The sequence below is a fragment of the Flavobacterium sp. A45 genome, assembly GCF_002001005.1.
GTDB lineage: Bacteria > Bacteroidota > Bacteroidia > Flavobacteriales > Flavobacteriaceae > Flavobacterium.
Map to the genome: position 1 here is coordinate 1 of NZ_MUNX01000073.1, position 23,725 is coordinate 23,725.

At 32.6% G+C, this 23,725-nt stretch carries 19 protein-coding genes; 8 read left to right on the forward strand and 11 right to left on the reverse strand.

The annotated features are described in order from the left end of the window. The first annotated feature begins 88 nt into the window (after window positions 1-88). Entirely contained in the window at window positions 89-616 is a 528-nt protein-coding gene (locus tag B0E44_RS08220) for a hypothetical protein (RefSeq protein ID WP_077372840.1), read from the forward strand. A gap of 84 nt (window positions 617-700) precedes the next feature. Here the strand turns inward: B0E44_RS08220 and B0E44_RS08225 are convergent, their stop codons facing one another. The 8 genes from B0E44_RS08225 to B0E44_RS08260 all read right to left on the reverse strand — a co-directional run bounded on the left by B0E44_RS08225 (window position 701) and on the right by B0E44_RS08260 (window position 9,091). Beyond that, complete coding sequence (locus B0E44_RS08225; RefSeq protein WP_077372843.1) at window positions 701-1,672, reverse strand: TerC family protein; 972 nt, start codon at window positions 1,670-1,672, stop codon at window positions 701-703. Window positions 1,673-2,128: 456 nt separating this feature from the next. Further along, on the reverse strand, window positions 2,129-3,202 hold the full coding sequence (locus tag B0E44_RS08230) for an acyltransferase (RefSeq protein ID WP_077372921.1): 1,074 nt from the start codon (window positions 3,200-3,202) through the stop codon (window positions 2,129-2,131). A gap of 139 nt (window positions 3,203-3,341) precedes the next feature. Continuing rightward, the gene (locus B0E44_RS08235) at window positions 3,342-4,430 is read right to left on the reverse strand and encodes a peptidylprolyl isomerase (RefSeq protein WP_077372846.1); all 1,089 of its coding nucleotides are present in this window, start codon (window positions 4,428-4,430) and stop codon (window positions 3,342-3,344) included. 94 nt (window positions 4,431-4,524) lie between these two features. After that, the gene (locus B0E44_RS08240; protein ID WP_077372849.1) at window positions 4,525-5,649 is read right to left on the reverse strand and encodes a peptidylprolyl isomerase; all 1,125 of its coding nucleotides are present in this window, start codon (window positions 5,647-5,649) and stop codon (window positions 4,525-4,527) included. A gap of 11 nt (window positions 5,650-5,660) precedes the next feature. Then, complete coding sequence (gene gldI, locus B0E44_RS08245) at window positions 5,661-6,302, reverse strand: gliding motility-associated peptidyl-prolyl isomerase GldI (protein ID WP_077372852.1); 642 nt, start codon at window positions 6,300-6,302, stop codon at window positions 5,661-5,663. A gap of 6 nt (window positions 6,303-6,308) precedes the next feature. Next, a complete protein-coding gene (locus tag B0E44_RS08250) occupies window positions 6,309-7,313 on the reverse strand; it encodes a bifunctional oligoribonuclease/PAP phosphatase NrnA (protein WP_077372855.1) in 1,005 nt (334 codons plus the stop codon). Between the two features lie 67 nt (window positions 7,314-7,380). Continuing rightward, window positions 7,381-8,637: a voltage-gated chloride channel family protein gene (locus B0E44_RS08255; RefSeq protein ID WP_077372858.1), complete on the reverse strand. Its 1,257-nt coding sequence runs from the start codon at window positions 8,635-8,637 to the stop codon at window positions 7,381-7,383. A gap of 70 nt (window positions 8,638-8,707) precedes the next feature. Then, on the reverse strand, window positions 8,708-9,091 hold the full coding sequence (locus B0E44_RS08260) for a RidA family protein (RefSeq protein ID WP_077372861.1): 384 nt from the start codon (window positions 9,089-9,091) through the stop codon (window positions 8,708-8,710). A 321-nt stretch (window positions 9,092-9,412) separates the two neighbouring features. Here B0E44_RS08260 and B0E44_RS08265 point away from each other — a divergent pair, with 321 nt between their 5' ends. Continuing rightward, window positions 9,413-10,087: a hypothetical protein gene (locus B0E44_RS08265; protein ID WP_077372864.1), complete on the forward strand. Its 675-nt coding sequence runs from the start codon at window positions 9,413-9,415 to the stop codon at window positions 10,085-10,087. A 24-nt stretch (window positions 10,088-10,111) separates the two neighbouring features. Here B0E44_RS08265 and B0E44_RS08270 read toward each other — a convergent pair whose 3' ends face one another. Next, window positions 10,112-10,639 (reverse strand): hypothetical protein, encoded by a 528-nt coding sequence (locus B0E44_RS08270; RefSeq protein WP_077372924.1) that lies wholly within the window; start codon window positions 10,637-10,639, stop codon window positions 10,112-10,114. A gap of 121 nt (window positions 10,640-10,760) precedes the next feature. Then, entirely contained in the window at window positions 10,761-11,903 is a 1,143-nt protein-coding gene (locus B0E44_RS08275) for a DUF3179 domain-containing (seleno)protein (RefSeq protein ID WP_077372868.1), read from the reverse strand. Window positions 11,904-12,107: 204 nt separating this feature from the next. Between B0E44_RS08275 and guaA the strand changes: the two genes are divergently transcribed. The 4 genes from guaA (at window position 12,108) to B0E44_RS08295 (ending at window position 18,111) form a co-directional block, all read left to right on the forward strand. After that, on the forward strand, window positions 12,108-13,637 hold the full coding sequence (gene guaA / locus B0E44_RS08280) for a glutamine-hydrolyzing GMP synthase (protein ID WP_077372871.1): 1,530 nt from the start codon (window positions 12,108-12,110) through the stop codon (window positions 13,635-13,637). Between the two features lie 62 nt (window positions 13,638-13,699). Beyond that, window positions 13,700-15,601 carry a LysM peptidoglycan-binding domain-containing protein gene (locus B0E44_RS08285; protein WP_077372874.1) on the forward strand — a complete coding sequence of 634 codons (1,902 nt, stop codon included), beginning with the start codon at window positions 13,700-13,702 and terminating at the stop codon, window positions 15,599-15,601. Between the two features lie 19 nt (window positions 15,602-15,620). Next, window positions 15,621-17,621, forward strand: coding sequence for a LysM peptidoglycan-binding domain-containing protein (locus tag B0E44_RS08290; protein WP_254423267.1), 2,001 nt, complete (start codon window positions 15,621-15,623; stop codon window positions 17,619-17,621). Window positions 17,622-17,709: 88 nt separating this feature from the next. Beyond that, entirely contained in the window at window positions 17,710-18,111 is a 402-nt protein-coding gene (locus B0E44_RS08295; protein WP_077372880.1) for an OsmC family protein, read from the forward strand. Between the two features lie 116 nt (window positions 18,112-18,227). On the opposite strand, the gene B0E44_RS08300 is transcribed toward B0E44_RS08295, so the two are convergent. Further along, window positions 18,228-18,665: a hypothetical protein gene (locus B0E44_RS08300; RefSeq protein WP_077372883.1), complete on the reverse strand. Its 438-nt coding sequence runs from the start codon at window positions 18,663-18,665 to the stop codon at window positions 18,228-18,230. A 404-nt stretch (window positions 18,666-19,069) separates the two neighbouring features. Here B0E44_RS08300 and B0E44_RS08305 point away from each other — a divergent pair, with 404 nt between their 5' ends. Both B0E44_RS08305 and B0E44_RS08310 read left to right on the forward strand, forming a co-directional pair. Continuing rightward, complete coding sequence (locus B0E44_RS08305; protein ID WP_077372886.1) at window positions 19,070-21,778, forward strand: tetratricopeptide repeat protein; 2,709 nt, start codon at window positions 19,070-19,072, stop codon at window positions 21,776-21,778. A gap of 17 nt (window positions 21,779-21,795) precedes the next feature. Then, window positions 21,796-23,703 carry a tetratricopeptide repeat-containing sensor histidine kinase gene (locus tag B0E44_RS08310; RefSeq protein WP_077372889.1) on the forward strand — a complete coding sequence of 636 codons (1,908 nt, stop codon included), beginning with the start codon at window positions 21,796-21,798 and terminating at the stop codon, window positions 23,701-23,703. The last annotated feature ends 22 nt before the right edge of the window (window positions 23,704-23,725 follow it).

Genomic DNA, 23,725 nt, shown 5'->3' on the forward strand with positions numbered 1-23,725 from the left:
TTAAATATTTTTTAATAATATTATAAAAAATAATTTTTTTTGGCTTGATTTTTGAAATACCTTTATAGAACTTTTAAAACATAATAAAATGAAAAAAATAATTACACTTTTGGCAGTTATAGGGATGTTTGGTTTTCAGGGATGTACTGGACCAGAAGGGCCTCCAGGAATTCCTGGACAAGATGGGGCAGATGGATTGCTTGGTATAGTTTATGAGAATCAGGCTCCTAATTATTATAATTTTACTACTTCCAATAATTTCATGGTTAGATTTAATTTTCCAACTAGAATTTATGACTCAGATGTAGTTTTAGTATATAGGCTGGCTGGAGTTGATTCTGGAAAAGCTATTTGGGAGTTTTTACCTGAAACTTATTATTTTGCAGATGGAACAAGAGACTATTCATTTAATTATAATTTTACTTATACATATGTTGATATTTATTTGAACGGGAATGATCTTATAACTGTCCCAGATGTTGTTCGTCTGAATCAGATATTTAGAATTGTTGTAGTTCCTGCTGATTTTGCTGCTACAGTTAATAAAGCCAATTATTTTGAGGTTGTAAGTAAGTTAAATATCAAAGAAAATCAAATACAAGAAATCAAATTATAATTTAATTTTAAAACAATAAAAAAAGGAAATCTCACGATTTCCTTTTTTTGTGTCTTGACTTAAGTTTAATGTATTAAAGACAGATTAATGTTTATTGTTGTCTTTTTTATTGCTTTCTTTTTTGCTTATCTGTAAGGAAACAATCACTCCGATAATTAGTGCCAAGGCGATAAAGCCCAAGGATGCCCATTCCGGAATTTCGATATAATCATGCAATAACATTTTTAGTCCCACAAAACTCAAAATTGCGATAAGACTGTATTCCAGATGACTGAATTTTTCCAGCATATTGGCAAGGAAAAAGTAAAGGGAACGTAAACCCAATATGGCAAAAATATTGGAGCTAAATACTAAAAAAGGATCGGCTGTAATGGCTAAAATGGCAGGAACGCTATCAACAGCAAAAACGACATCCATTACTTCAATGACTATTAACGCCACAAATAAAGGGGTGGCTGCATTGCCTTTTTCAGTTTTTATGAAAAAATGATCTTTATCAATATGTGTAGAAATAGGGATTATTTTGCCTAAAATTTTATAGATTATGGATTTTTTAGGATTAAATTCTTCTTCATCTTTTGAAGCAAATAACATTTTGATAGCTGTAAATAAAAGGAATGCGCCAAAAACATATGTTGTCCAAGAGAATTTATGAATTAACAAAACGCCGAAGTAAATCATTATTCCTCTAAAAACAATAGCACCCAATATACCCCAAAATAAAACTCGGTGTTGGTATTTTTTGGGTATTTTGAAAGAAGCGAAAATCAAAGCGATTACAAATATATTGTCAATACTTAATGATAATTCAATCAGGTAGCCTGTTATGAATTTCATTGCAGCAACAGAAGGTTTCAATTGGTCAGGATTTAATACATAATCGGTTGAGTATAACCAATAAACCACTCCAGAAAAAAGCATTGACAAGCTGAACCAAATGGCAGTCCATTTACTGGCTTCTTTGGTGCTTATAATATGTGGGTTTTTGTTGAAAACTCCTAAATCAAGGGCAAGAAATAAAAATATCAGTGTAAGAAATAATATCCAAACGATCATAATGGTATTTGTTTTAAATGTGCTGCAAATATAAAATTTTAATTTGCCTTATTAAGTATCTAAAGATACTGTAATTTGTTTAATTTAAAAATAAATGAAGTTCAAGGACATTCTTTTTTGATGCAAATTTGATAGTATGAAAAAGTTTGTAAAATTGTAAAAGCAGTTAATGACCATTAAATTTCCTAAAGAATAGATTTTTATCATCATTTTGTCAAATTGTGCCCATCTGACTATAAGTCAATTTTTTTGTAATTCTTTTAAACGGTTAAATTCTATAAGGCTTTATCTTATGAATAAAGAGGAAATTTTGAAGTTCTAATGTTTTTTATGAGTAGAGAAAACTTTTTTCCGATTGATACCCAGATGACTATTCCTTGGGGTAATTTATTCTGGAAAGTAGAGATGTCTATATTTTTTACAAGCAACACAAATAAATTGTTTAAGTTTTTTATTCTAACTTGAATTTCTTTTTTGAGCCAAATAATTGCGTATTGGGGCGTCTATATAAGTCATCGTCAAATAGGCAATGCTTATCATAATAAGCGTACACAAAGACACGACCGCAAAGAGTGAAAATCCACTAAATTTGTAGATATTTTGATACGTTCCAAAAATCCATATTGCAAAAAAGTGCGACATGTATAATGGGTAGGAAATGTTTCCAGAAAAAGTGCAGATTTTTTTTGTCTTTGAAGAAGTTGTTGCTCCAGCACCTAAGGCAACCAGAAGAGGGAAATAGAACAGGACAATAATTGGCTCTGTCAAAAAGTTCCATTCAGAATTAAAAGGATATGTGAATGCTGGGATTAAAAGTATTGTAAGTCCCAAGAAACCTAACTTTGTGCGGATTATCCATTTGAAACGGTATACTAGCATTCCTGCCAGAAAGGAATAAGAAACACGTGCACAACCATCCCAAAATGTATCACCACCCCAGCCGCCAACAAGACCTCTTGTATTGTACGAAGCATAGGCCAAGACAATTGCAGCCAAAAAAGTCAGAAGTAATAAAACACGACGAGGTAAACGCCATAAGATTAAAACATAAACGATGTTGATAATATATTCCCAAAACAAAGACCAAGCGGGCGCATTCAGGCCAAAATTATTGCCATAACGCTCTTTCATTATTGGAAGCGGAATCAACAACAGAGAACAAACAAAAATAAGCAGTAGTTCAGGAATACTTCTGTTTGCAATATCACCATAAGGAAAAAGGAAATAACCAATTAAACCCAAAATTGATCCAATGATAACCAGAGGATGCAATCGAATAAGACGAGATTTTAAAAATTCGCCAACTCCAATTTTTTCTATTCGGTCATCATAAGCGTATGCAATCACAAAACCAGACAGGCAAAAGAAAAAATCCACTGCTAGATAACTATGAGCAAAAATATTTTTACTGTAATCAGTGTAGACCATTTCCAAAAAGTGAAAAATCACTACCGATATTGCAGCAACACCTCTAAGTCCATCAAGTATTTCATAGTGTTTTTTGGTTTTAATTAATTCGGTGCCTTTCATTTTGGTTTCTTTTTGTGATGTAAAAGTTAGCCCCAAATTCTACGAGTTTATTCGCAAAATTTGGGGCTAAAATTTCAATTCGCATTTATGTTCATAAACTTAATCCTAAAATATTCTGTGCTGAACCTACAAAGCTATATTACTGATTTATTTTTATTAATTCTACTTCAAAAATCAAATCACTTTTTGGAGGAATAGCACCTGGATATCCTCGTTCTCCATAAGCTAAAGTATAAGGTATGTAAAATTTATATTTGGCACCTTCTTTCATTAATTGAAGTCCTTCTGTCCAGCCTTTAATTACCTGATTTAAATTGAAATCAATTGGCTCTCCACGTTCAACACTACTGTCAAATATTTTTCCATCATTAAAAGTTCCTGTATAGTGTACTTTAACATTACTCGTTAATGTTGGAGTTGCACCAGTGCCTTCTTTTAAAACAATGTATTTTAGACCACTTGCAGTTGTTTGTCCGTTAGCAAATTCTTTCAAAGCAATTGCATTTGCTGCTGCTCTTTCGCTTTCTTCTTTCTCAACTTTTAATTTTTCTTCTACCGCTTTATTTGAATAATAATCTGAGAATACTTTTGCAGCATCAAATTTTTTGGCAGCTTCACCTTTTCTAGAAATAGTGATTTTTGTGATTACATCATCTTGAGCTATAGCATTAACTACTGACATTCCTTGAGTTACTTGACCATAGATAGTGTGTTTTCCGTTTAGCCAAGGTGTGTCTTTGTGAGTGATGAAAAATTGACTTCCATTGGTAGCGGGACCAGAATTTGCCATGGCGAGAATTCCTGCTTTATCAAATTTTGAATCGGTAATTTCATCTTTGAAAGCATAACCAGGACCACCAGAACCATTTCCGTCTGGATCACCACCTTGGATCATGAAATCTTTGATTACTCTGTGAAATTTAAGGCCGTCAAAAAAAGGTTTTCCTTTTAGCTTTTCAACTTTTACAAATGAATTTTTTCCTTCGGCTAAGCTGATAAAGTTGGCTACAGTGATAGGTGTTTTTTTATAAAATAATTGAACAGTAATATTTCCTTTATTGGTTGCAATAGTTGCATAAATACCTTCTGTAGGGATTGGGGTTTTTACTGCTGTTGTTGTCGTTTTTTTTGTGGTAACTGTTTTTTTTGCAGTAACCGGTTTTTTGGTAGTTTGTGCGTGTAAATTGAATAACCCTAAAAAGAGTAATAATGTGATTTTAGATTTCATTTTTTAAAATATTTTTGTTTTATTATAAAATATTATGACTTCAAAATAAAAACTTAGAAGCTTAGATTCTTAGTGATTTGGTGTCTTTTTTAAATTAATTAGGCATTTTTTTCATTAATTCGATCTCAAAAATAATATCGGTATTTGGTGGAATAACATCACCTGCTCCAGCTTCTCCATAAGCAAGATGAGATGGGATAAAAAGAACCGCTTTGTCACCAATGGACATTTTTTCTATACCTTCAATAAAGCCAGGTATCAAACCGTCTTTTTTTCCTGCTTGAAATGGAATTGGTGTGTATTGATTGGCGGCTGCTCTTGCAGGGTCAAATTTTCCAAAAGTTTTGGATATGTCTTCAATACTTGTGTCAAATAAAGTACCATTTCCTAAAAAACCTGCATAATGAATGTACACAGTAGAGCCTATGGATGGCTTTTTACCGCCGCTTTTTTTAGTAATTACATACTGAAGTCCAGTTGCCGTTTTGGTAGATTTTCCTTTTAACGCTACAAACGAAGCTACTTTTTCATCGCAAACAGCTTTGTATTTGGCTTCATATTCTTTTTTGGCAGCAGCATCAGCAGCAACTTTTTGTTTTTGAATTTCGGATTCTATTTTGAAATAATCATGAAAAGTTTTCTTTGCGTCAAACTTCTTTGCGTCTTGACCATTTCTGATGATTGTTACGCTTTTTATAAAATCATCTTGCTCGATTTTATTTACGACTTCAAGGTTATAATCTACTACATGTCCAAAAATAGTGTGTTTACCGTCTAGCCAAGGAGTCTCCAAATGGGTGATGAAGAATTGACTGCTATTTGTTCCAGGTCCATTATTGGCCATTGCCAAAATTCCACCTTTGTCAAATTTTAAATCGCTAAACTCATCTTTGAATTTATAGCCTGTATCTCCAGATCCTGTTCCTAATGGATCTCCTGTTTGTATCATGAAATCTTTGATGACTCTATGAAATTTTAATCCGCTGTAGAATGATTTTCCTATCAAAGTATCATTGACAACAAATTCATTTTCACCTTCAGCTAATGTAATGAAGTTAGCAACTGTTACGGGCGCTTTTTTATAATCTAATTCTAATAGGATATTTCCTTTGTTGGTTTCTATTTCAGCATATAAACCATCAGGTAAATTGTTATGTTCTTTGTTACAGGAAATTAAAGTTGTAATGAGTAGTAATATAAATAAAACATTTTTTTTCATTCTTCTTTTTTTTAATTTGTTAACGTGTCTTTTATAGTTGATTTGGCTTGTATAGGTGTATTGTTTTTTACAGAAGTTCCTGCTTGAACTTGTTTGTTATATGCTGCTTCTGACATGAAATTACGAAGTGTTACTGTACAAAACAATGGCTGGTTGGTGCCTATTTTATTATTGTCTCCATGATATCCATATCCCATGTGTGAGGTGAAAAGGAAGTGTACTTTTTCGGTTTTACGCATTAGTTTTATTCCGTCTCTCAATCCCATCATGATTTCTTGCTTATCCACTTTATAAATTTGAGGCTCTAATTCTTCTTGGGAATAAATGATGTTTCCTTTCAAATCTTGTATTTCATAGTCAAAAAAAGCAACATCTCCTTTTTGTGGAGTAAGACTGTCGGCAAGGTTTCTGGTTTCATAATAATACCAATACCCTTTTTTGGAGGCAATGTATTTTTTACTTGGATCGCTCTTGATTATTGCTTCAATTTGGTCTTCTTCGCCAGCAATCATTTTCTTGTTTCGAGCTATTGATTGCTTCATGAAGCTTCCAGAAGATTGTGAAATTGGTTTTCTAGCTTCTTGATGCTGTTTGCAACCCGTTAATAAAAAAGTGGCAAAAACAGTTGTTAATAATATTTTAAAATAGTTCATGGGCTATTATATGTTTAAATTTTGTACTAAACTCTCAAATTTGTGTAGTGTTTCTTCCATTGAAACTTCTGATTTTCCTCCAGCAGCATTACTGTGTCCTCCGCCTTGAAAATAATCTCTGGCAAATTGATTTACATCAAAACTACCTTGTGAACGGAAAGATATTTTAATGATTCCCTCTTCCTTGTTTTCGATAAAAATAGCGGTAAAAACTATTCCTTTTATGCTTAAGCCATAATTAACAATTCCTTCTGTGTCGCCTTTTACATAATCAAAACTGTTTAATTCCTCTTGCGTCAATGAAGTGTAGGATGTTTTATGATCCATCATTACTTTCATGTTTTGCAATGCTCTACCGAGTAATTGCAAACGATTATAAGAACTATTGTCAAATAATAAGGTAGGAATCAAAGTATTCTCAACGCCAAGATCGATTAATTCAGCAATAATTCGATGGGTTGTTCCGGTAGTTTTTGGAAATCGGAATGAACCGGAATCTGTCAATATTCCAGTGTAGATACAGGTTGCAATCGTTTTATCTAAATCTTGTTTTTTATCCAAAAAAGAAATGAAGTTATAAATCATTTCGCAAGTAGAACCATAAGCAACATCCGAATAAGTATAAGTAGCATAATCATCCGGTCTTTGATGATGGTCTATCATGATAAACGGCGCAGTAAGTTTTTCTAAAACTTGTTCCATTTCGCCCACTCTATGTAGTGCATTAAAATCCAAAGTAAAAATGAGTTCAGACTCTTCAAGGATTTTGGTGCAACCTTCTTTGTCTTTTTCGTATATTTTAACCGTTTCAGAGCCTGGCATCCAAGCTAGAAAATCAGGAAAGTCATTGGGGGAAATCACTGTCGGATAGTGATTGTTTTTTAATAAAAAATGATATAACGCTAATGTAGAGCCCATGGCGTCTCCGTCTGGACCTCTATGTGGAATTATGGCAATTTTTTTGGGAGTTGATAATAACAACTGTATCGCTTGTATGTCTTGTGTATTCATAGTTTGCGAAATTACATTTTTTAAACTAAAAGTTAAAAGCTTTTAGGAAATTATAACGAAATCTGGACTACAGGTATTTTAATCCTTTTTTTCTAATGCTTTGGTACAAAATGGATTTAGGGCCTTTCACAATTTGCGATTTGTAAATCCCGATAGAGCCTGAAAAAAAATATGCAATAATACAGGCAATGCCAATGTAAACACCGCTTTCCATACCAAAAAGTTCCATTCCCATAACTGTACAAGCAATAGGAGTATGGGTTGCACCCGAAAAAACTGCAACAAATCCCATTCCGGCCAATAAAGCTATTGGCAAAGGAACAACAACAGATAAGGCACTTCCCAGTGTAGCTCCAACAAAAAAGAGAGGAGTCACTTCGCCTCCTTTAAATCCTGCTCCAAGTGTAAAACCTGTAAAAAGAATTTTTAAAAGAAAATCATAAGGTGCATTCTGAATTGAAAAAGCATCAACAATCATAGGAACTCCCAATCCAATGTATTTTGTGGTGCCAATAAAGTAAATAGTTATGGCTAGTATTATTCCGCCAATAAAAGGTCTTAGCGGTGGATGTTTTATGGTCTTGGAAAATAATTTTCCCCATAAATGAGTACTTCTGGAAAAAAGCAAGGCTGCCAGTCCAGACAAAATACTGACGATAAGTACCCAGAATAATGCAGTAAAATTCATTTCTGGAATTTCTGGAATACTATAATGAGTGTGTTGTATTTCCCAGAATTCCACTGTGAAATAAGCAATGTAAGCAACCAAAAAAGAAAGGACAATACTTCTAAAATTAATTCTGCTAAAAAAAATAATTTCCAAAGCGAATAATGCTCCTGCAAGCGGTGTTCCAAAAACCGAAGCAAAACCAGCACTGATTCCCAGAATAATCAAGGTTCTTCTTTCCGAATGATTTAGTCTAAAAATAGAGGAACATACATCGGCAATGGCACCACCCATTTGCACAGCGGTTCCTTCTCTGCCTGCCGATCCTCCAAAAAGGTGTGTTATTAATGTGCTCAATAGAACCAAAGGAGCCATCAGGAAAGGAATCTTTTTTTCGGGTTTGTTGTATTCTTCCAACAGGAGATTATTTCCTTTTGCGATTTTGGAATCTGATATAAAGTAAAGATATCCAATAAATAATCCTCCAAAAGGCAAGAGCCAAATAATCCAAGTATTTTGAATTCTGACTTGGGTTACAAACTCTAATGAAACTAAAAATAACGCAGATGCAGATCCAGAAAAAATGCCTATCAAACAACAAATGAGAAGCCATTTGATCGTGATAAGCATTATTTGTTTTATTTTTTCAAAATTCATTGATTGTAGTACTTTTTCTGGAATAAATTTTATGCTAAAGTATTACAATTCATAATTATTTCTAGAAATATTATGATGCAATTGCTGTAAATTCGATTTCGACCAAGTATTCTGGAGCGACCAATTGGTTGATACCATAAAAACCGGTAGTAGGTTTTATGTCTTTGAAAAAAGTTGCATGTGCTTTTGCAACAGCTTCAAATGTAGAAACATCAGTAGTGAAAATTCGGGTACGAATCACGTCTTTCATTCCTACATTAAGGTCTTCCAATACTTTTTCTACTCTTTCCAGAATATTTAATGTTTGTGCGTAAGCATCATCAGCTTTTACTTTTTCGCCGTCAACTATTGCAACAGTTCCAGATACTTCAATAATATTTCCAATGCGAACAGCGCGACAATATCCCATTTTGTCCTCCCAAGGAGATCCGGTTAAAATGTTTTCTCTTTTCATTATTTAGTTTTTTAGTTTTGTAATTTGCTGTTAAAGCAAGTAAAGTTTGTAGCTTTTTAGATCCCGCAATTTATAAAAATTAGAATTAAATAAAAGGCGACTTTTGTACTATCTGTTTACTAAATAGGTAATTCAGTTTTTTATAACAAAATCGACAGGATGTTTTACGATTTTTGGGGATAGCGATAATTTTGCTTTAAATTTTTTGAATATCTTAACAAGTAAAGGGAAATAAATTAAGTTAGTTTTGTGATTTTATAACCGCTGTTTTTTTATTTTTGGGAAAATGTTTTTAGATAGAAAACCTACTTTTTTAATACTATGAAGCAATTTTGTTTGTTTGTTTTTCTGATAGGTTTTACAACTTGTACGTATGCTCAATTTGAGTCTGGCACAAAGTTTAAGGCTATTCCGCCCACGAATATAAAACCAAAAGAGAAGAAGGCTACACCTCCACCTCCGATAGACTCTTCTGTGATCATTCCTCCCAATATTTATAAAAGCCCAAATGTACAGTCGCCGCCTAATCCTGTTTCTGACTATAAATTAAAAGTTAAGAGTGAGATTTCGATGATTCCAAAGAATGAGTTCATTAATCCTGGAGATGAAGTAAGGGATAGGTTGAATAAAAAGACAGATCGTCAGCAAGGAATTGCTTACCGTCGTAATCAGAATTTGGGTACTTATAATACTACTTCAGAGTCTGCAAAAGTGATGTATAGGGATGCTCAATATGTAGATGGTGATTTAATCAGGGTGTATTTGAACGGAGAGATTATTCAAACTCAGGTCTATTTGGATAGCAATTTTAAAGGTTTTGAAATTGCTTTGCAAAAAGGATTCAATAAAATAGATTTTGAAGCGTTAAATCAAGGGGATTCTGGTCCCAACACAGCCGAATTCAGAGTTTATGATGATAAAAAAAATCTAGTTTCGGCTAGTGAATGGAATCTTGGAACAGGTTTTAAAGCGACAATTATTATTGTCAAAGAGTAGCCTGAAACTTTTTTAGAGAAAAGATTAGAAAGGATCTGCAGTAACTTTAAATTTCATATCTGCTTTTATAGTTGTCTCTTGTGTCAAGGTTTCTTTTGTAGTTACGGATGTTCGTATTTTGTAACTTGAAGCCTTAATGTATTTGTCTAGTTTTTGTGAAGTGCACGTTAGATTGAGCGTATTTGCTGTTGAGTTGATATTATCCTGAAAAGCCAATTCTATTTCGTCATTGGCATTTGTAGAAATGTACATATGAACTGATTTTAGAAAGCTAAATGTTTTATCGGCAGGACTTGTAATAGTCAATTTTAATTCTTCCAGTTTTACATCTTTGACTAAATCCACATTTGTGTTGTTGTTCTTAAATTCTGAGGTAGAATTGGTAGTAACATCTGGCGTAGCCGCTTCAAAAGGCGAGTTAAAAGGCAATCCACTATTCACTGTAAATGTAGTTTGATTGGAAATATTGAATGTCAATAATTTATCAACTTCACTGCATGAAACTATAATTAAGGCTAAAATAACTAGAATTGTAATTTTTTTTGTTTTCATTTTTTTTTGAGGCAAATTTATGATTTGGAGTTTTTGCAAATGTAATCTAACTAGATATGCAATCTCATCATTTAACGGTTTTGCCATTGAATTATTATAGGAACGGCATTATGTGTAAATGTTATTTCAGTGTCAATGGATGAAAAGTTCTCCAGCTATGCCAGTATTCTTGATACGCTTTTATGGATTTAAGTTCATTAATTAAAGGGTTTGCCGATTTTCCAAGAAATGTATAACTGTTTTGTCCATCATTTAATTGATTTCCTTCAAGAGTGAATTTTTGTTCTTTATTATTTCTTTCTAATGCTATAAAACTCTTTTTTTCATTGGCTAAAACTAATACAATAGGTTTGTTGTTGATTACATCATAAATTATTCTTTTCTTGACAAAATCATTCCAATCATAAGCTTTACTTTGATTGCCAACGGTGATCCCAACGATCCATGATTTATCTTTCCATGAAAGAGTGTCTCTTCGGGTTAGATTTCCTTTTCTTCTTCCAGACTCATAATTACTCAAGCTATCATATTCGGTTTTAAAATTTTTATCAGCCTGCAGGATTAAACTTTTTGGGTTTAAGGCAATCCATTTTTTTAATGACATTTGGCTGCTTTGTAATTCGGGTAAAGATTGCCCTTTTAATGTTCCGGCAATGGCTTCTCCTGTGGCTTGTCTCCACCAACTTTTGGTTGTTTTGTCTTCAAACATAGCGTTAAAATGATCCATTCCAACGAGTCTGAAAGTCTCTTTTTGTCCATTTACTATTGGTTCAAAAACACGCCCAGACCTGCAGACAGTACAATACGTTACGAGTATGGGATGTTGAGCAATGGTGTCGGATATTTGATGATGGTATCCTAAAAACTGTATCGGATATGCTCTGGATTCTCCTTTATATGATATACCAATTATGATTCGGCTTGTGTCAACTTTATTTTTTGAAGCATCGCTCATTTTTAGATTATTGGTTTGGTGGAACATGGAGTCTGCGGCCATGACATAATTTGTGACATATGCTATTCCAATAGCGATAACTAAAAATATAATGGAGAAAATTTTTGATTTTTGAAAAGCAGCTTTGAAGCCATAAAGTAACATCAGAATAAAAACTATTCTAAAAATCCATCTCCAAGAATATAAAAAATAGGCCAAATCTATACTGTTTATTTCTTGACTTCCAGGCATTGGCATAATAAAATAAATATTTGCAATTTCAAATAATAATAACCCGAGTATGCCGAAATAATAGATTTTTTTTGCCATAACTTGTAAACTTGGTTTTAATTAATAGGAGGTTTTAGTTTTTTACAAATAGTTATAAATTGGATAATCTTAGTTTTTTGTTGATTTTTATTGAGTTTATTTAGCCCTTTTGTCTAAAATAAAGAAAAGTTATTCGATAAAAATAAATTAAAAATTTTTCAAAATACCATTTTTCAATTCCGAATATATAAAGTATTTTTGCGCATGCAACACAACGTACTTATTTTAGATTTCGGATCGCAATATACACAGCTTATTGCGCGTAGAGTTCGCGAATTAAATATATTCTGCGAAATTTTTCCTTACAATCATTTTCCGAGTGATTTATCAAGTTATAAAGCCGTAATTCTTGGAGGAAGCCCTTTTTCTGTTAGAGGAGAAGATGCACCACATCCAGATTTATCACAAATTAGAGGTAAACTACCAATGCTTGCCGTTTGTTACGGAGCGCAATATCTAGCCCATTTTAGCGGTGGTGAAGTAGCGGCTTCTAATACAAGGGAATACGGAAGAGCCAATTTATCTTATATCAAAGACGGTGAAACTTTCTTCGACGGTGTATCTGAAAACAGCCAAGTTTGGATGAGCCACAGTGACAGTATCAAAGCTTTGCCAACTAATGGGGTGAAATTAGCAAGCACTCACGATGTAGAATATGCAGCTTACAAAATTGAAGGAGAAACCACTTATGCTATTCAATATCATCCTGAAGTTTTTCACTCTACGGATGGAAAACAAATGTTGGAAAATTTCCTTGTAAAAATAGCTCATGTACCACAGAATTTCACACCAGGCGCTTTCGTTGAAGAAATCGTAGCTGAAATGAAAGAGAAAATCGGAAACGACAAAGTTGTTTTAGGTCTTTCAGGAGGTGTGGATTCAACAGTAGCTGCGGTTTTATTGCATAAAGCGATTGGTAAAAACCTGTATTGTATTTTTGTAAATAACGGATTGCTTCGCAAAAATGAATTTCAAAGCGTTTTAGATCAATACGAAGGAATGGGATTGAACGTAAAAGGAGTAGATGCTTCACAACGTTTCTATGATGCTTTGGCAGGAGTTACTGATCCAGAATTAAAAAGAAAAGCAATCGGAAATGCCTTTATCGAAGTTTTCGATGATGAGTCACATAAAATTGAAGATGTTACCTGGTTAGCTCAAGGAACTATATATCCTGATGTAATCGAATCGGTTTCTGTAAAAGGGCCATCGGCAACTATCAAATCACACCATAATGTAGGCGGTTTGCCAGATTATATGAAATTGAAGATTGTTGAACCTTTGCGTATGCTTTTCAAAGACGAAGTACGTAGAGTAGGAGCAACTTTAGGAATTGATCCAGAATTATTAGGGAGACATCCTTTTCCTGGTCCTGGATTGTCTATCCGTATTTTGGGAGACATTACTTTGGAGAAAGTTCAAATTTTACAAGATGTAGATAAAGTTTTTATCGACGGATTAAAATCTTGGGGATTGTATGATAAAGTTTGGCAGGCTGGAGCAATTTTACTTCCTGTGAACAGTGTTGGAGTAATGGGCGATGAGCGTACTTACGAAAAAGTGGTAGCACTTCGCGCAGTTGAATCCACTGACGGAATGACTGCAGACTGGGTACATTTGCCGTATGAATTCTTAATGAAAGTTTCTAATGATATTATCAATAAAGTTAAAGGTGTGAATCGTGTTGTTTACGATATTAGTTCAAAACCGCCTGCAACAATTGAGTGGGAATAGTAATTTTTTTAACATTAAGTCGTTACATTTGTAACGACTTAATTGTTTAAACCTACTTATTTATGAAAGAATTTTCAAAATTTTTATTGTTTGTTGCTTTTGTATCAAATGTCTCTTTTGGACAGCAATCAACAACTAAGCATGCAGTTTTAAAAGGCGAAACGATTTCCCAAATCGCTCAAAATTACAAAACTACTCCTTCTGAAATTTACAGATTAAATCCAGAAGCTCAAAACGGAATCACAGAAAATCAAATCCTGAATGTTCCTGAATTACTTCCTCTATCCAAAAATACAATTACTCATACTGTTGTCCCAAAAGAAACATTGTTTGGGCTAGCGACTAAATATAATGTCAAAGTTGAAGCTATTCAAAGTGCAAATGCTGTTGCTTTGGCTAATGGATTACAAGTAGGACAGCAATTAGTTATTCCACAGGATAATATTCAGAAAACAGAAACTGGTGTAGCAAAAAATACTCATTTAGTTCAACCTAAAGAATCATTATTTAGTATTGCCAGACTTTATAATGTATCTGTTGAAGATTTAGATAAAGCCAATTCTGCTATTTTAAAAGACGGATTGCAGGTGGGTCAAGAGATTAAAATTCCAAACAAAAAGAAAACGCTTGACGGTAGGGTTAGGGTTATCAATGCCGAAACTGTTTTTTATGTAGTAAAAGCCAAAGAAACTAAGTATTCTATAGCCAAACAATTTGGAATTACAGTAGAACAATTGGAATCTCAAAATCCAGAAATTGTAAACGGATTGACTGAAGGGAATAAATTGGCGATCAATGTAAAAGAAGTGAAGCCAACCAACGAAAATGAGGAGTTGATGCTTGCTTTGGCAGAAAAACAAGTGGTGGTTGAAAAATCCAAAGCGAATACCAAAGAAATCAATAGCCTAAAGCAAAAGTTAGTTTTGCAGGAAGAAATCAATCAAAAAGTAATTAATGTGAATGGTCTTTTGGTAAATCTAAAAGAGATTGAAAACACCACAGAAGGTTCGGCCGAAAAGCTTAAATTGGTTTTGGAAGCTAATAAAAATATTCAGGAAATTCTCTTGGTTAAATTGGATTCACTGGTGAATACGATGAGTAAAGATTTGAACGATTTGAAAAAAACGGAATTGGTCGATCTTGACGAATCTATCCGTTTGCAAAAAAATTCCAATGAAAATATTCAAAAAACGAATGAATTGTCACAACAGCTTAAAAAGCAATTGGCGGAAAACAGAAAAGTGTATTCTGGTTTGATGGACAAAGCAGAGCGAATTGTTGTAGAAGAAAATCAAGAATACAAAAAAAGCATCAGGGAAAACAGTAAAGCGAAAGTTGGTGAGAAGACTGTGAAATTGACTCCAGTAGATTTGAAAAACATGGAAATGGAACAACGCTCCAGAGACTTGAACAACTTGAAGTTGATAACAAAACTGGATTCCTTGAATAATGCAAGTAAATCAGAATTGAAATTGCACATCAGTAAGGCAACTTTTTACAGTAAGCAAGCTCGATTGTTTGATGATAATTTGGCTAAATTAAAAAATAAGAGCTACCAGAATAAAGCACACGAATCTCAAACAAAAGCAAAAACAGGAGTAGTGTCTAAATCTCTTACTTTGGATCAAATTAAAAAAGAACTGGCTAAGCAACCTGCTAAAGTCAAAGCAATTAAAGTTGAGAATGTTGAGGGTATAAAAGATTTAAAACCAGGATATTATGTTGTGGTTGGTAATTTTCAAGATGCAGGAGAAAGAGATGTTTTTATTAGGAAATTGACCGATTCAGGTTCTTTGGACGCAAACTTTTTCTATAATATCAATATACTTTCGTATTATGTTTACTCAAAAATGGTTGATACCAAAGAGGTAGCCCAGTATGAATGTATCCAAAAACAGGGGAAGTCACTTTTTGAAAAAGTGTTTATTGCAAATGTAATTTCCGATTATTCGATTAAGGAATAAATTAACAAGCCTAAAAGAAATGTTTACCATAAACACAGTAATTTTACTGAAATTAAAAATGCACATGAAGCCCATTAATATGAACTGTTTTTCAGTAATAATTTGTACTGTTTTATTTTCTGTGACCACCATTTTTTCGCAAGAAAAAATAGAGAAATATGTTGTTGGCAAAGGAGAAACGATTGCCCAAATAGCCCAAAAGTTTAAAACAACTCCCTACGAAATTTATAAACTTAATCCAGATGCACAGAATGGATTGAAACCCAATAGTATATTGCTGATTCCTAAAAGTGGTGTGAAAAGCGTGACTTCGCCAAAAATAGCAAAACAACAGCCAAAAACACATGTTGTGCTTGCCAAAGAAACTTTATTTGGAATCGAAAATAAATATGGTGTAACTGATGAAGCTTTGAAAAAAGCTAATCCAGATCTTGAAAAATATGGTTTGCAGGTAGGTCAAGTTTTGAATATTCCTTCTAAAAATAGTTCAAAAACTACCGTGGTAGCCAAGAATGTAGCGATTTATCATACGGTACAGGCAAAAGAAACTAAGTATTCGATAGCAAAGAAGTATGACATCACTATTGAAGAACTGGAACGAAAGAATCCTGAGATTGTAGCCAATTTGACAGTTGGATATGAATTATTGATAAAAGGAAATGGACCTAAACCAGCGGTTAAAGTTGTTCCAGCAGAAACAAAAGTGACGAGTGTTAAGCCTCTTGAAAAAAGTGTTCCTGAACCAATAAACTATATTGATTATTCGGTAAAACCAAAAGAAACATTTTATAGTTTGTCTAAAATGTTTGGATTGACTCAACAGCAATTAATCGAATTAAATCCAATTTTGTCAGCTGGAGTTCAAGAAGGAATGGTTTTGAAAGTGCCTTCAAAATCTAATCAAATTGCGGTAAATTCAGCTAAACAGAAAGTTGTTTTGACTACAAAAAGCAGCCAGGACAAAAAGACTTTAGTATTGTTATTGCCTTTCAATATCGCCAAAAACGGTGGAGATACCATCAGTTCTAACGTTAATCGATTGAACAATGATAAATTCCTGAATATGACTTTGGATTTTTATTCGGGTGCTTTGATGGCAATAGATTCTGCTAAACAAGTTGGTGTTTCTATGGATGTTAAGATTTTTGATTCGAATGAAACAAAAACTACTTCAAATGTAGCAACTATTTTTTCTAATAACGATCTTGCAAATGCCGATGCTGTTGTTGGACCGTTTTATCAGAGCAATGTAGAAAAAACGTCCAATATGCTTGAGCAGAGCAATGTGCCGGTTATTTCTCCACTGTCAAAAGATGAGGGCAATCCAGCTCCAAATTTATATCAGTCAATTGTTCCTGTTGCTGATTTGAAATCTGTTATGTTTGATTTCATGAATGCAAAGCAAGGAAATATAATTGCGGTGATTGATAAAAAAAAGGAAACGATCAGGAAGTATATTTTAGAAAATCAAAAAGAGGTTAAAATTGCGCCATTAACAGTTAGTGGAGGTTTAAATGTTGAAGGTTTCAAAAGCCAGTTGGTAAAAGATAGAATGAATTATGTTGTTTTGGAAACCTCAAATACTGGAATGATCAAATATACAATGAATGCTATGCTTGGTGTAATGGCTAATTATCAAGTGCAATTGGTTATTTTGGAACCGAATGAAACTTTAGATACAGATGAAATTAGTTTTGAGAATTTGACTAAATTACATTTGATGTACCCTTCTGCGACTCGTGAGAATAATTCTCCAGAAGCTCAAGTATTTATACAGAATTACAGAAAAAAGAATAAAGTTAATCCGAGTACGTATGCTATTCGTGGTTTTGATATCACGTTTGACACCATGATGCGTTTGTCACAAGATAAAACCTATCAGGAAACTGCCGAAACGATGATAACCGAACAAGTAGAAAGCAAGTTTGAATATCACAAAAAGGAAGAAGGCGGATATGTTAATAAAGGAGTTTATATCCTATATTATGATACTGATTTGACCGTTAAAGAAGCGAAGTAAAAAAAGTTGGCAGTATTCAGATTCCAAAAATCAGTTTTCAGCGTTCTGTAAACTGACAACTATAAACCATCAACCATCAACAAAGAAAATGACTTCAAAAGTAACTTATTTAGGAGATTTAAGAACTTCATCGATACACATACAATCAGGCACTGAAATCCTTTCAGACGCTCCGTTAGATAATAACGGAAAAGGTGAGGCTTTCTCTCCAACCGATTCTGTTGCCAATGCTTTGGCGACCTGTATGATGACAATTATGGGGATTAAAGCTAGGGATTTGAATGTTGATTTTCGAGGTTCAACCGCAGCAGTTACTAAAATCATGAATGCCGAACCAAGACGAATCGGAGCAATCGAAATTGTTTTTGAAATGGTTGGTGTTTTGGAACAAAAAGATAAAACGATTTTAGAAAGAGCTGCAATGACTTGTCCAGTTTTCTTGAGTTTGAACACTGATATTGAGAAACGAATTACTTTTAATTGGAAATAAATTGAAATTATACTATTCTTAAAACAAAGTAAGGCTGTCCGACAAGTAATTTTTGGACAGCCTCATTTTTTTTATTTTAATTATCACTACATATTTTTATAAAAAGTAATAGTGCATTACTTTTTAAACTTCCAGTCAAATTCGTCTTTATCATTGATTATTGCGCCAATTTCGAATTTTACGACTTCATCAAATTCAGTTTGAAGTATCACCCAGTTTTCTTCATTAAAGTAGTTTTCAAATGTATCAAATTCTTCTTGGGTAAATTTGGTTATTCCTTTTTCAGCCAATTCCTTTTTGACTTCCGCTATTTTTCTGTTGATTATTTTATTGCCAAACAACTCCAAAACGGGGCTTGAAGCTACTAAATAACCTAGTTTTAAATCTTCTTCCTGATAAAACGTCAATCTTATTTTAAGTGCATTATAGGCAAAAATCACATTGTCATCTTCGTCTTTGTAATTTCTATCAGGTTTACCGTAAATAGCAATAACATCATTTTGTTTCATTCCAAAAATGAGTTTATCAATTCCGTTTTTTGGGTTTATTTTCATATGTTCATTTTTTTATTTCTTATAGCTCACAAAGGTATCCCTTTTTTAGAGAATTTCATTTTTGGAATCCATAAACAAAAAATTTAGGCTCCAAAAAAAATGACAATTATGTATCATACAAATTTGTAGCTTTACGACAAATAATTTACAAACAAGAATTTAGGTTTAAAATGAATCATAAAAAAAACAATCTTTTTCCAATCTAAAATAATATTCTTTTTTTAATTTAATACAGCAATAAATTGCAAAAATAGATATTAAAAAATAATATTTGCATTACAAAAGAGTAGAAAAATATGTATTACGTCGTCAAAACAGTTGTTTTTGTCTGTGTTTTAATAAATTTGGTACGATTGTTGGGTAATAACTATTCATCATTGCCAATTTTTATAAAAAGACTATAAATGAATATCCTCCATACTATAAATAAATGGATAATATGCCTAATCATAATAGGCAACTTTGCTTATAGTCAAGATCGAAATTCAGAATTGGTAACTACATTAAAAATAAAACTTAATAAAACAACCGTTGATACCGTTAAAATCAACATCTTGAATGAAATTGCCAATACTTACCGATATTCCAATGCGCCGGAAGGACTAAAGTATGGAAACAAAGCATTGGCATTGGCAGAGAATGTACGTTGGAAAAAAGGAATAGCTGAGGCCAACGAAAACTTGGGAATTTGTAACCAAACAGCATCGAATTTTTCCGAAGCAATAAATCATTTGCAGAAAGCACTAGAATTTTACAAACAAGTGCCGAAGCAATCGGCTGTTTCTAGAACACTCAAGAATATTGCCCTTGTGTATTTGGCGCAAAAAAAATATCCTGAAGCGCTTTCCTATTTTGAAAAAACATTAAAAATCAATGAACTCAGAAATGACAAGGTGTTGACAGTCTATTGTTTAAATGATATTGCCGATATTTATTTCAAACAAAACGAACATTCAAAAGCGCTGGAATATTACAATCAATCCATTAAAATAAATGAAGAGATAAAAGATAATAACGGTTTAGCCTATTGCTACACCCGGATTGGTGGTATTTATTCAAATAAAAAAGAATATCCAAAAGCTGTAGATTATTTATCAAAAGCCTTAGAGAAATATGATAAAAATCAAACAGAGAACATAGACAATGCGCTTAAGCAACTGAGTGAAACCTATCTTTTGATGTCTGCATCGGATACAAAAAATAAAAACAGATATGTTGCACTTTCTAAAAAAGCTTTAAAACATATATCATCAAAACAGCAACAATATTCACAATCCATTGATTCTTTGAAAGAATCACTCGAAAAAGCCACTGCAGACACTACAAGAATCAATATTCTAAATAGATTGGCCAGCAGTTATTCTTATACAAATCCAAAAGAGGGAATTCCTTATGGTGAAAAAGCTCTTAAACTAGCGACAAAAATACACTGGAAAAAAGGAATGGCTTTTGCATACAATAGACTTGGAGTTTGCCAGTGGGTATTGACAGACTACAATAAGGCTATCAATTATTTTTACAAGTCTTTGTCGGTATATAAAGAAATAAATGATCAAAATGGTATTTCAGAAGCGTATAACAATTTAGGATTGGTATATGTTGAAATAAAAAAACACAATCAAGGATTTAAATATTTTCATCTGGCATTTGAAATAAATAAAAAAACAGGCAATATAATATCTATGGTATACAACCTGAATAATATTGCCACAGCTCATTTTGACCTAAAAAACTATGACAAAGCGCTGGAATATTACACGAATTCGAAAGAACTGAATCTTTCTATGTTTGATTTAAATGGTCTTGGATATTGTTATTCCAAAATTGGAAAAATATATTCTGCCAAAAAAGAGTATACTAAGAGTCTGGAATATTTTCACAAAGCGTTAAATAGTTATGATAAAGACCAAACTTATAACATCGGTGATAACTGTTTAGAAATGGGGAATGCCTATTATAAAATGGCTTTGGATAATCCAAAAAACAAAAAGCAATTATTGGAACAATCCGTTCGATATCTTAGTGAAGCAGTCGATTTATTTTCAAAAACTGATGTATTAGATCGATTAAGTATATGCAATTTTGAACTTTATAAAGTGAAGAAAGAGCAAGGTCATTTTAATGAAGCCTTATATTTTTATGAAAAACACAACTCTATAAAAGATTCGCTGTTTTCAAACGAAAGCCAAAATAAATTAGCCAACCTTCAGTCCGAACGGGAAATTGATTTAAGAGACAAACAGATTGAGATCCAAAATCTTAAAATAAACAGTAATTCCAGAAAAGTATATTTATTAGTAACTATTACAATCTCAATTGCTATACTTTTTATTTTATTTTTTTGGCTGTATATATCAAAAAGAGCCACAAATGAATTGCTTGTAAACAAAAACGAAGAAATATCAAACATCAATAAACAAAAGGACAAATTTTTTTCCATCATTGCACATGATTTGAGGGGGCCTTTCAATGGGTTCTTAGGACTTACAGAACTATTGGCGGAAGAAATTGATGATATGGATAAAGAAGAAATTCAATTTGCTGCTATCAACATGAGAAGTTCTGCGAACAATTTAAATCGTCTTTTGGAGAATTTGCTGGAATGGTCCAGAATGGAACAGGGATTGATTCCGTTTTCTACACAGGAATTCAATTTGGATGAAGTAGTAAGAGAATGTGTTGAACCATTACAAGATGCTGCCGACAAAAAAGATATCGTAATTGAAACAATTATAGACCAAACGCTCAAGATTTTTGCAGACCATCACATTTTGCAATCAGTCATTCGAAATGTTTTGTCCAATGCCGTAAAATTCACTCCAAGAAGAGGAATAATTGAAATAAAGGCAAAAGAAGACGACAAAAACACGACAATCTCCATAAAAGATTCCGGAATTGGAATGAATTCCAAAATGATTGAAAACATATTCAAACTCGATGTCAAAATCAATAGAAAAGGAACAGATGATGAGCCAAGTACAGGATTGGGATTAATTCTTTGCAAAGAGTTTGTGGAAAAACACAAAGGAAAAATTTGGATAGAAAGCGAAGAGGGAAAAGGTTCTACTTTTCATTTTAGCTTTCCAAAATTCAATACGATTATGACCATTTAAAACGATATAAAAATATAATGAGAAAAATAATCATTTTAATTTGTTTGCTTTTTTTTAGCATTAATTCTTATTCTCAGATAAACCAAGAGCATAAAATTGATTCTTTAAAAAAAGTAATAAATCAAACAACAGTAGATACTATTAAGGTTAAAGCGCTTAATGATTTAGCTGGTTTGTTCTATTATAGTGCCCCCGAAAAAAGTTTGGATTACACCAAATCAGCATTTGCACTTTCAAAAAGAGTTGGATACAAAAAAGGACTCGCTTTGTCATACAATAGCTTTAGCATTTATTATTGGTTAAAAGCCGATTTTCCAAAAGCATTAGAGTACAATTATAAAGCGCTTCATTTATTTGAAGACCTAAATGACAAAAAGGGGATTGCCAAAGCAAATAATGGGCTTGGTACAATTTATGTGGAATTTAAAAATTATAAACAAGCACTATCTTGTTATCAAAAAGCGTTAGAAGAAAGCCAGATAACAAATGACAGAAAATCAATTGCTACATATCAAAATAATATAGGAGATGTCTATTTGAGAATGAAAGAGTATCAAAAAGCACTAGTCTATTTTGACAAAGCTATAAAAATGAATGCTTATGAAAAGGGCAGTTATGAATCTGGGCTAAATTATACGAATATTGCAATTACATTAAATTTTCTCAAGCAACATGAAAAATCAATAGAAGCCAGTAATAAATCTATTGCCATTTATAAAAATGATTCCAGTTTGCTCAATGCTTACAATAAAATAGAGTTAGGAAAATCCTATTATTATCTTGCTCTAATTGAAAAAAGCAAAACTAAACGCGAACAACTTTTGCAAAAGTCTTTGGATTACATCAATAAATCTTTAAAGACCTTCAATAGCGCGGGTTCATTAATCGACATCAGAGATTCCTATTCTTATTTATCTAAAATTTATAAAGCGCAAGAAAAACCAGAGTTAGCTCTTTCTTATTTTGAAAGAAGTTCAAATCTTAACGATTCTATTTTTTCAAGTGAAAACAAAATGCAAATAGAATTTTTAAAATCGCAAAGAGAAATTGAACTGAGAGATAAAAAAATAGAAATTCAAAACCTTAAAATCAAGAATGAAGCCAGGAAGGTATACTTATTGTATACCATAACCATTGCAGTAGTAATTCTTTCAGCGTTGTTTTTTTGGTTATACTTATCAAAAAGAAAAACCAACTTACAATTAGAAGAGAAAAACAAAGTAATATCCAATATTAACAAACAAAAGGATAAATTCTTCTCAATAATTGCGCATGACCTTAGAGGTCCATTCAATGGTTTTCTAGGGTTAACAGAATTGTTAGCACAAGATATTGACAATATGGATAAAGAAGAAATCCAGTTTGCCGCAACAAATATGAGAAGCTCAGCTGTCAATTTAAATCGATTATTGGAGAACTTACTGGAATGGTCGCGAATGGAACAAGGCTTAATTCCTTTTTCGCCACAAGAAAACAAATTTCTTCCTATGGCAAACGAAAGCATAGGTACACTACAGGAAGAAGCTAATAAAAAAAGAATCAAAATTAAAACCACAATACCCGAAGAATTAACCATTTATGCTGATTATAATATTCTGCAATCTATTACTCGAAACATATTGTCCAATGCACTGAAGTTCACGCCAAGAGACGGAAGCATCGAAATTAAAGCAAGTGAAGATTCGAAAAGCACAACCGTTTCTATCACAGATACTGGAATAGGTATGGATGAGAAAATGTTAAATAACTTATTCAAACTTGATGTCAAAACCAACAGAAATGGGACTGAAAATGAACCAAGCACAGGACTTGGATTAATATTGTGCAAGGAATTTGTGGAGAAACACAATGGAAAAATTTGGGTAGAAAGTGAAGTAAATATTGGCACTACTTTTTATTTTAGTTTTCCTAATGCCATTTCATAAATTAGTGTATTTTTGAAAAAAA

What these genes read in the sequence shown, in the direction of transcription:
- B0E44_RS08300 (WP_077372883.1), bottom strand. Translation starts at nt 18,665, where the DNA reads ATGAAAATAAACCCAAAAAACGGAATTGATAAACTCATTTTTGGAATG.
- B0E44_RS08265 (WP_077372864.1), top strand. Translation starts at nt 9,413, where the DNA reads ATGAAGCAATTTTGTTTGTTTGTTTTTCTGATAGGTTTTACAACTTGT.
- B0E44_RS08260 (WP_077372861.1), bottom strand. Translation starts at nt 9,091, where the DNA reads ATGAAAAGAGAAAACATTTTAACCGGATCTCCTTGGGAGGACAAAATG.
- B0E44_RS08310 (WP_077372889.1), top strand. Translation starts at nt 21,796, where the DNA reads ATGAGAAAAATAATCATTTTAATTTGTTTGCTTTTTTTTAGCATTAAT.
- B0E44_RS08235 (WP_077372846.1), bottom strand. Translation starts at nt 4,430, where the DNA reads ATGAAATCTAAAATCACATTATTACTCTTTTTAGGGTTATTCAATTTA.
- B0E44_RS08305 (WP_077372886.1), top strand. Translation starts at nt 19,070, where the DNA reads ATGAATATCCTCCATACTATAAATAAATGGATAATATGCCTAATCATA.
- B0E44_RS08250 (WP_077372855.1), bottom strand. Translation starts at nt 7,313, where the DNA reads ATGAATACACAAGACATACAAGCGATACAGTTGTTATTATCAACTCCC.
- B0E44_RS08220 (WP_077372840.1), top strand. Translation starts at nt 89, where the DNA reads ATGAAAAAAATAATTACACTTTTGGCAGTTATAGGGATGTTTGGTTTT.
- B0E44_RS08230 (WP_077372921.1), bottom strand. Translation starts at nt 3,202, where the DNA reads ATGAAAGGCACCGAATTAATTAAAACCAAAAAACACTATGAAATACTT.
- B0E44_RS08295 (WP_077372880.1), top strand. Translation starts at nt 17,710, where the DNA reads ATGACTTCAAAAGTAACTTATTTAGGAGATTTAAGAACTTCATCGATA.
- B0E44_RS08290 (WP_254423267.1), top strand. Translation starts at nt 15,621, where the DNA reads ATGTTTACCATAAACACAGTAATTTTACTGAAATTAAAAATGCACATG.
- B0E44_RS08240 (WP_077372849.1), bottom strand. Translation starts at nt 5,649, where the DNA reads ATGAAAAAAAATGTTTTATTTATATTACTACTCATTACAACTTTAATT.
- B0E44_RS08270 (WP_077372924.1), bottom strand. Translation starts at nt 10,639, where the DNA reads ATGAAAACAAAAAAAATTACAATTCTAGTTATTTTAGCCTTAATTATA.
- gldI (WP_077372852.1), bottom strand. Translation starts at nt 6,302, where the DNA reads ATGAACTATTTTAAAATATTATTAACAACTGTTTTTGCCACTTTTTTA.
- B0E44_RS08255 (WP_077372858.1), bottom strand. Translation starts at nt 8,637, where the DNA reads ATGAATTTTGAAAAAATAAAACAAATAATGCTTATCACGATCAAATGG.
- guaA (WP_077372871.1), top strand. Translation starts at nt 12,108, where the DNA reads ATGCAACACAACGTACTTATTTTAGATTTCGGATCGCAATATACACAG.
- B0E44_RS08285 (WP_077372874.1), top strand. Translation starts at nt 13,700, where the DNA reads ATGAAAGAATTTTCAAAATTTTTATTGTTTGTTGCTTTTGTATCAAAT.
- B0E44_RS08225 (WP_077372843.1), bottom strand. Translation starts at nt 1,672, where the DNA reads ATGATCGTTTGGATATTATTTCTTACACTGATATTTTTATTTCTTGCC.
- B0E44_RS08275 (WP_077372868.1), bottom strand. Translation starts at nt 11,903, where the DNA reads ATGGCAAAAAAAATCTATTATTTCGGCATACTCGGGTTATTATTATTT.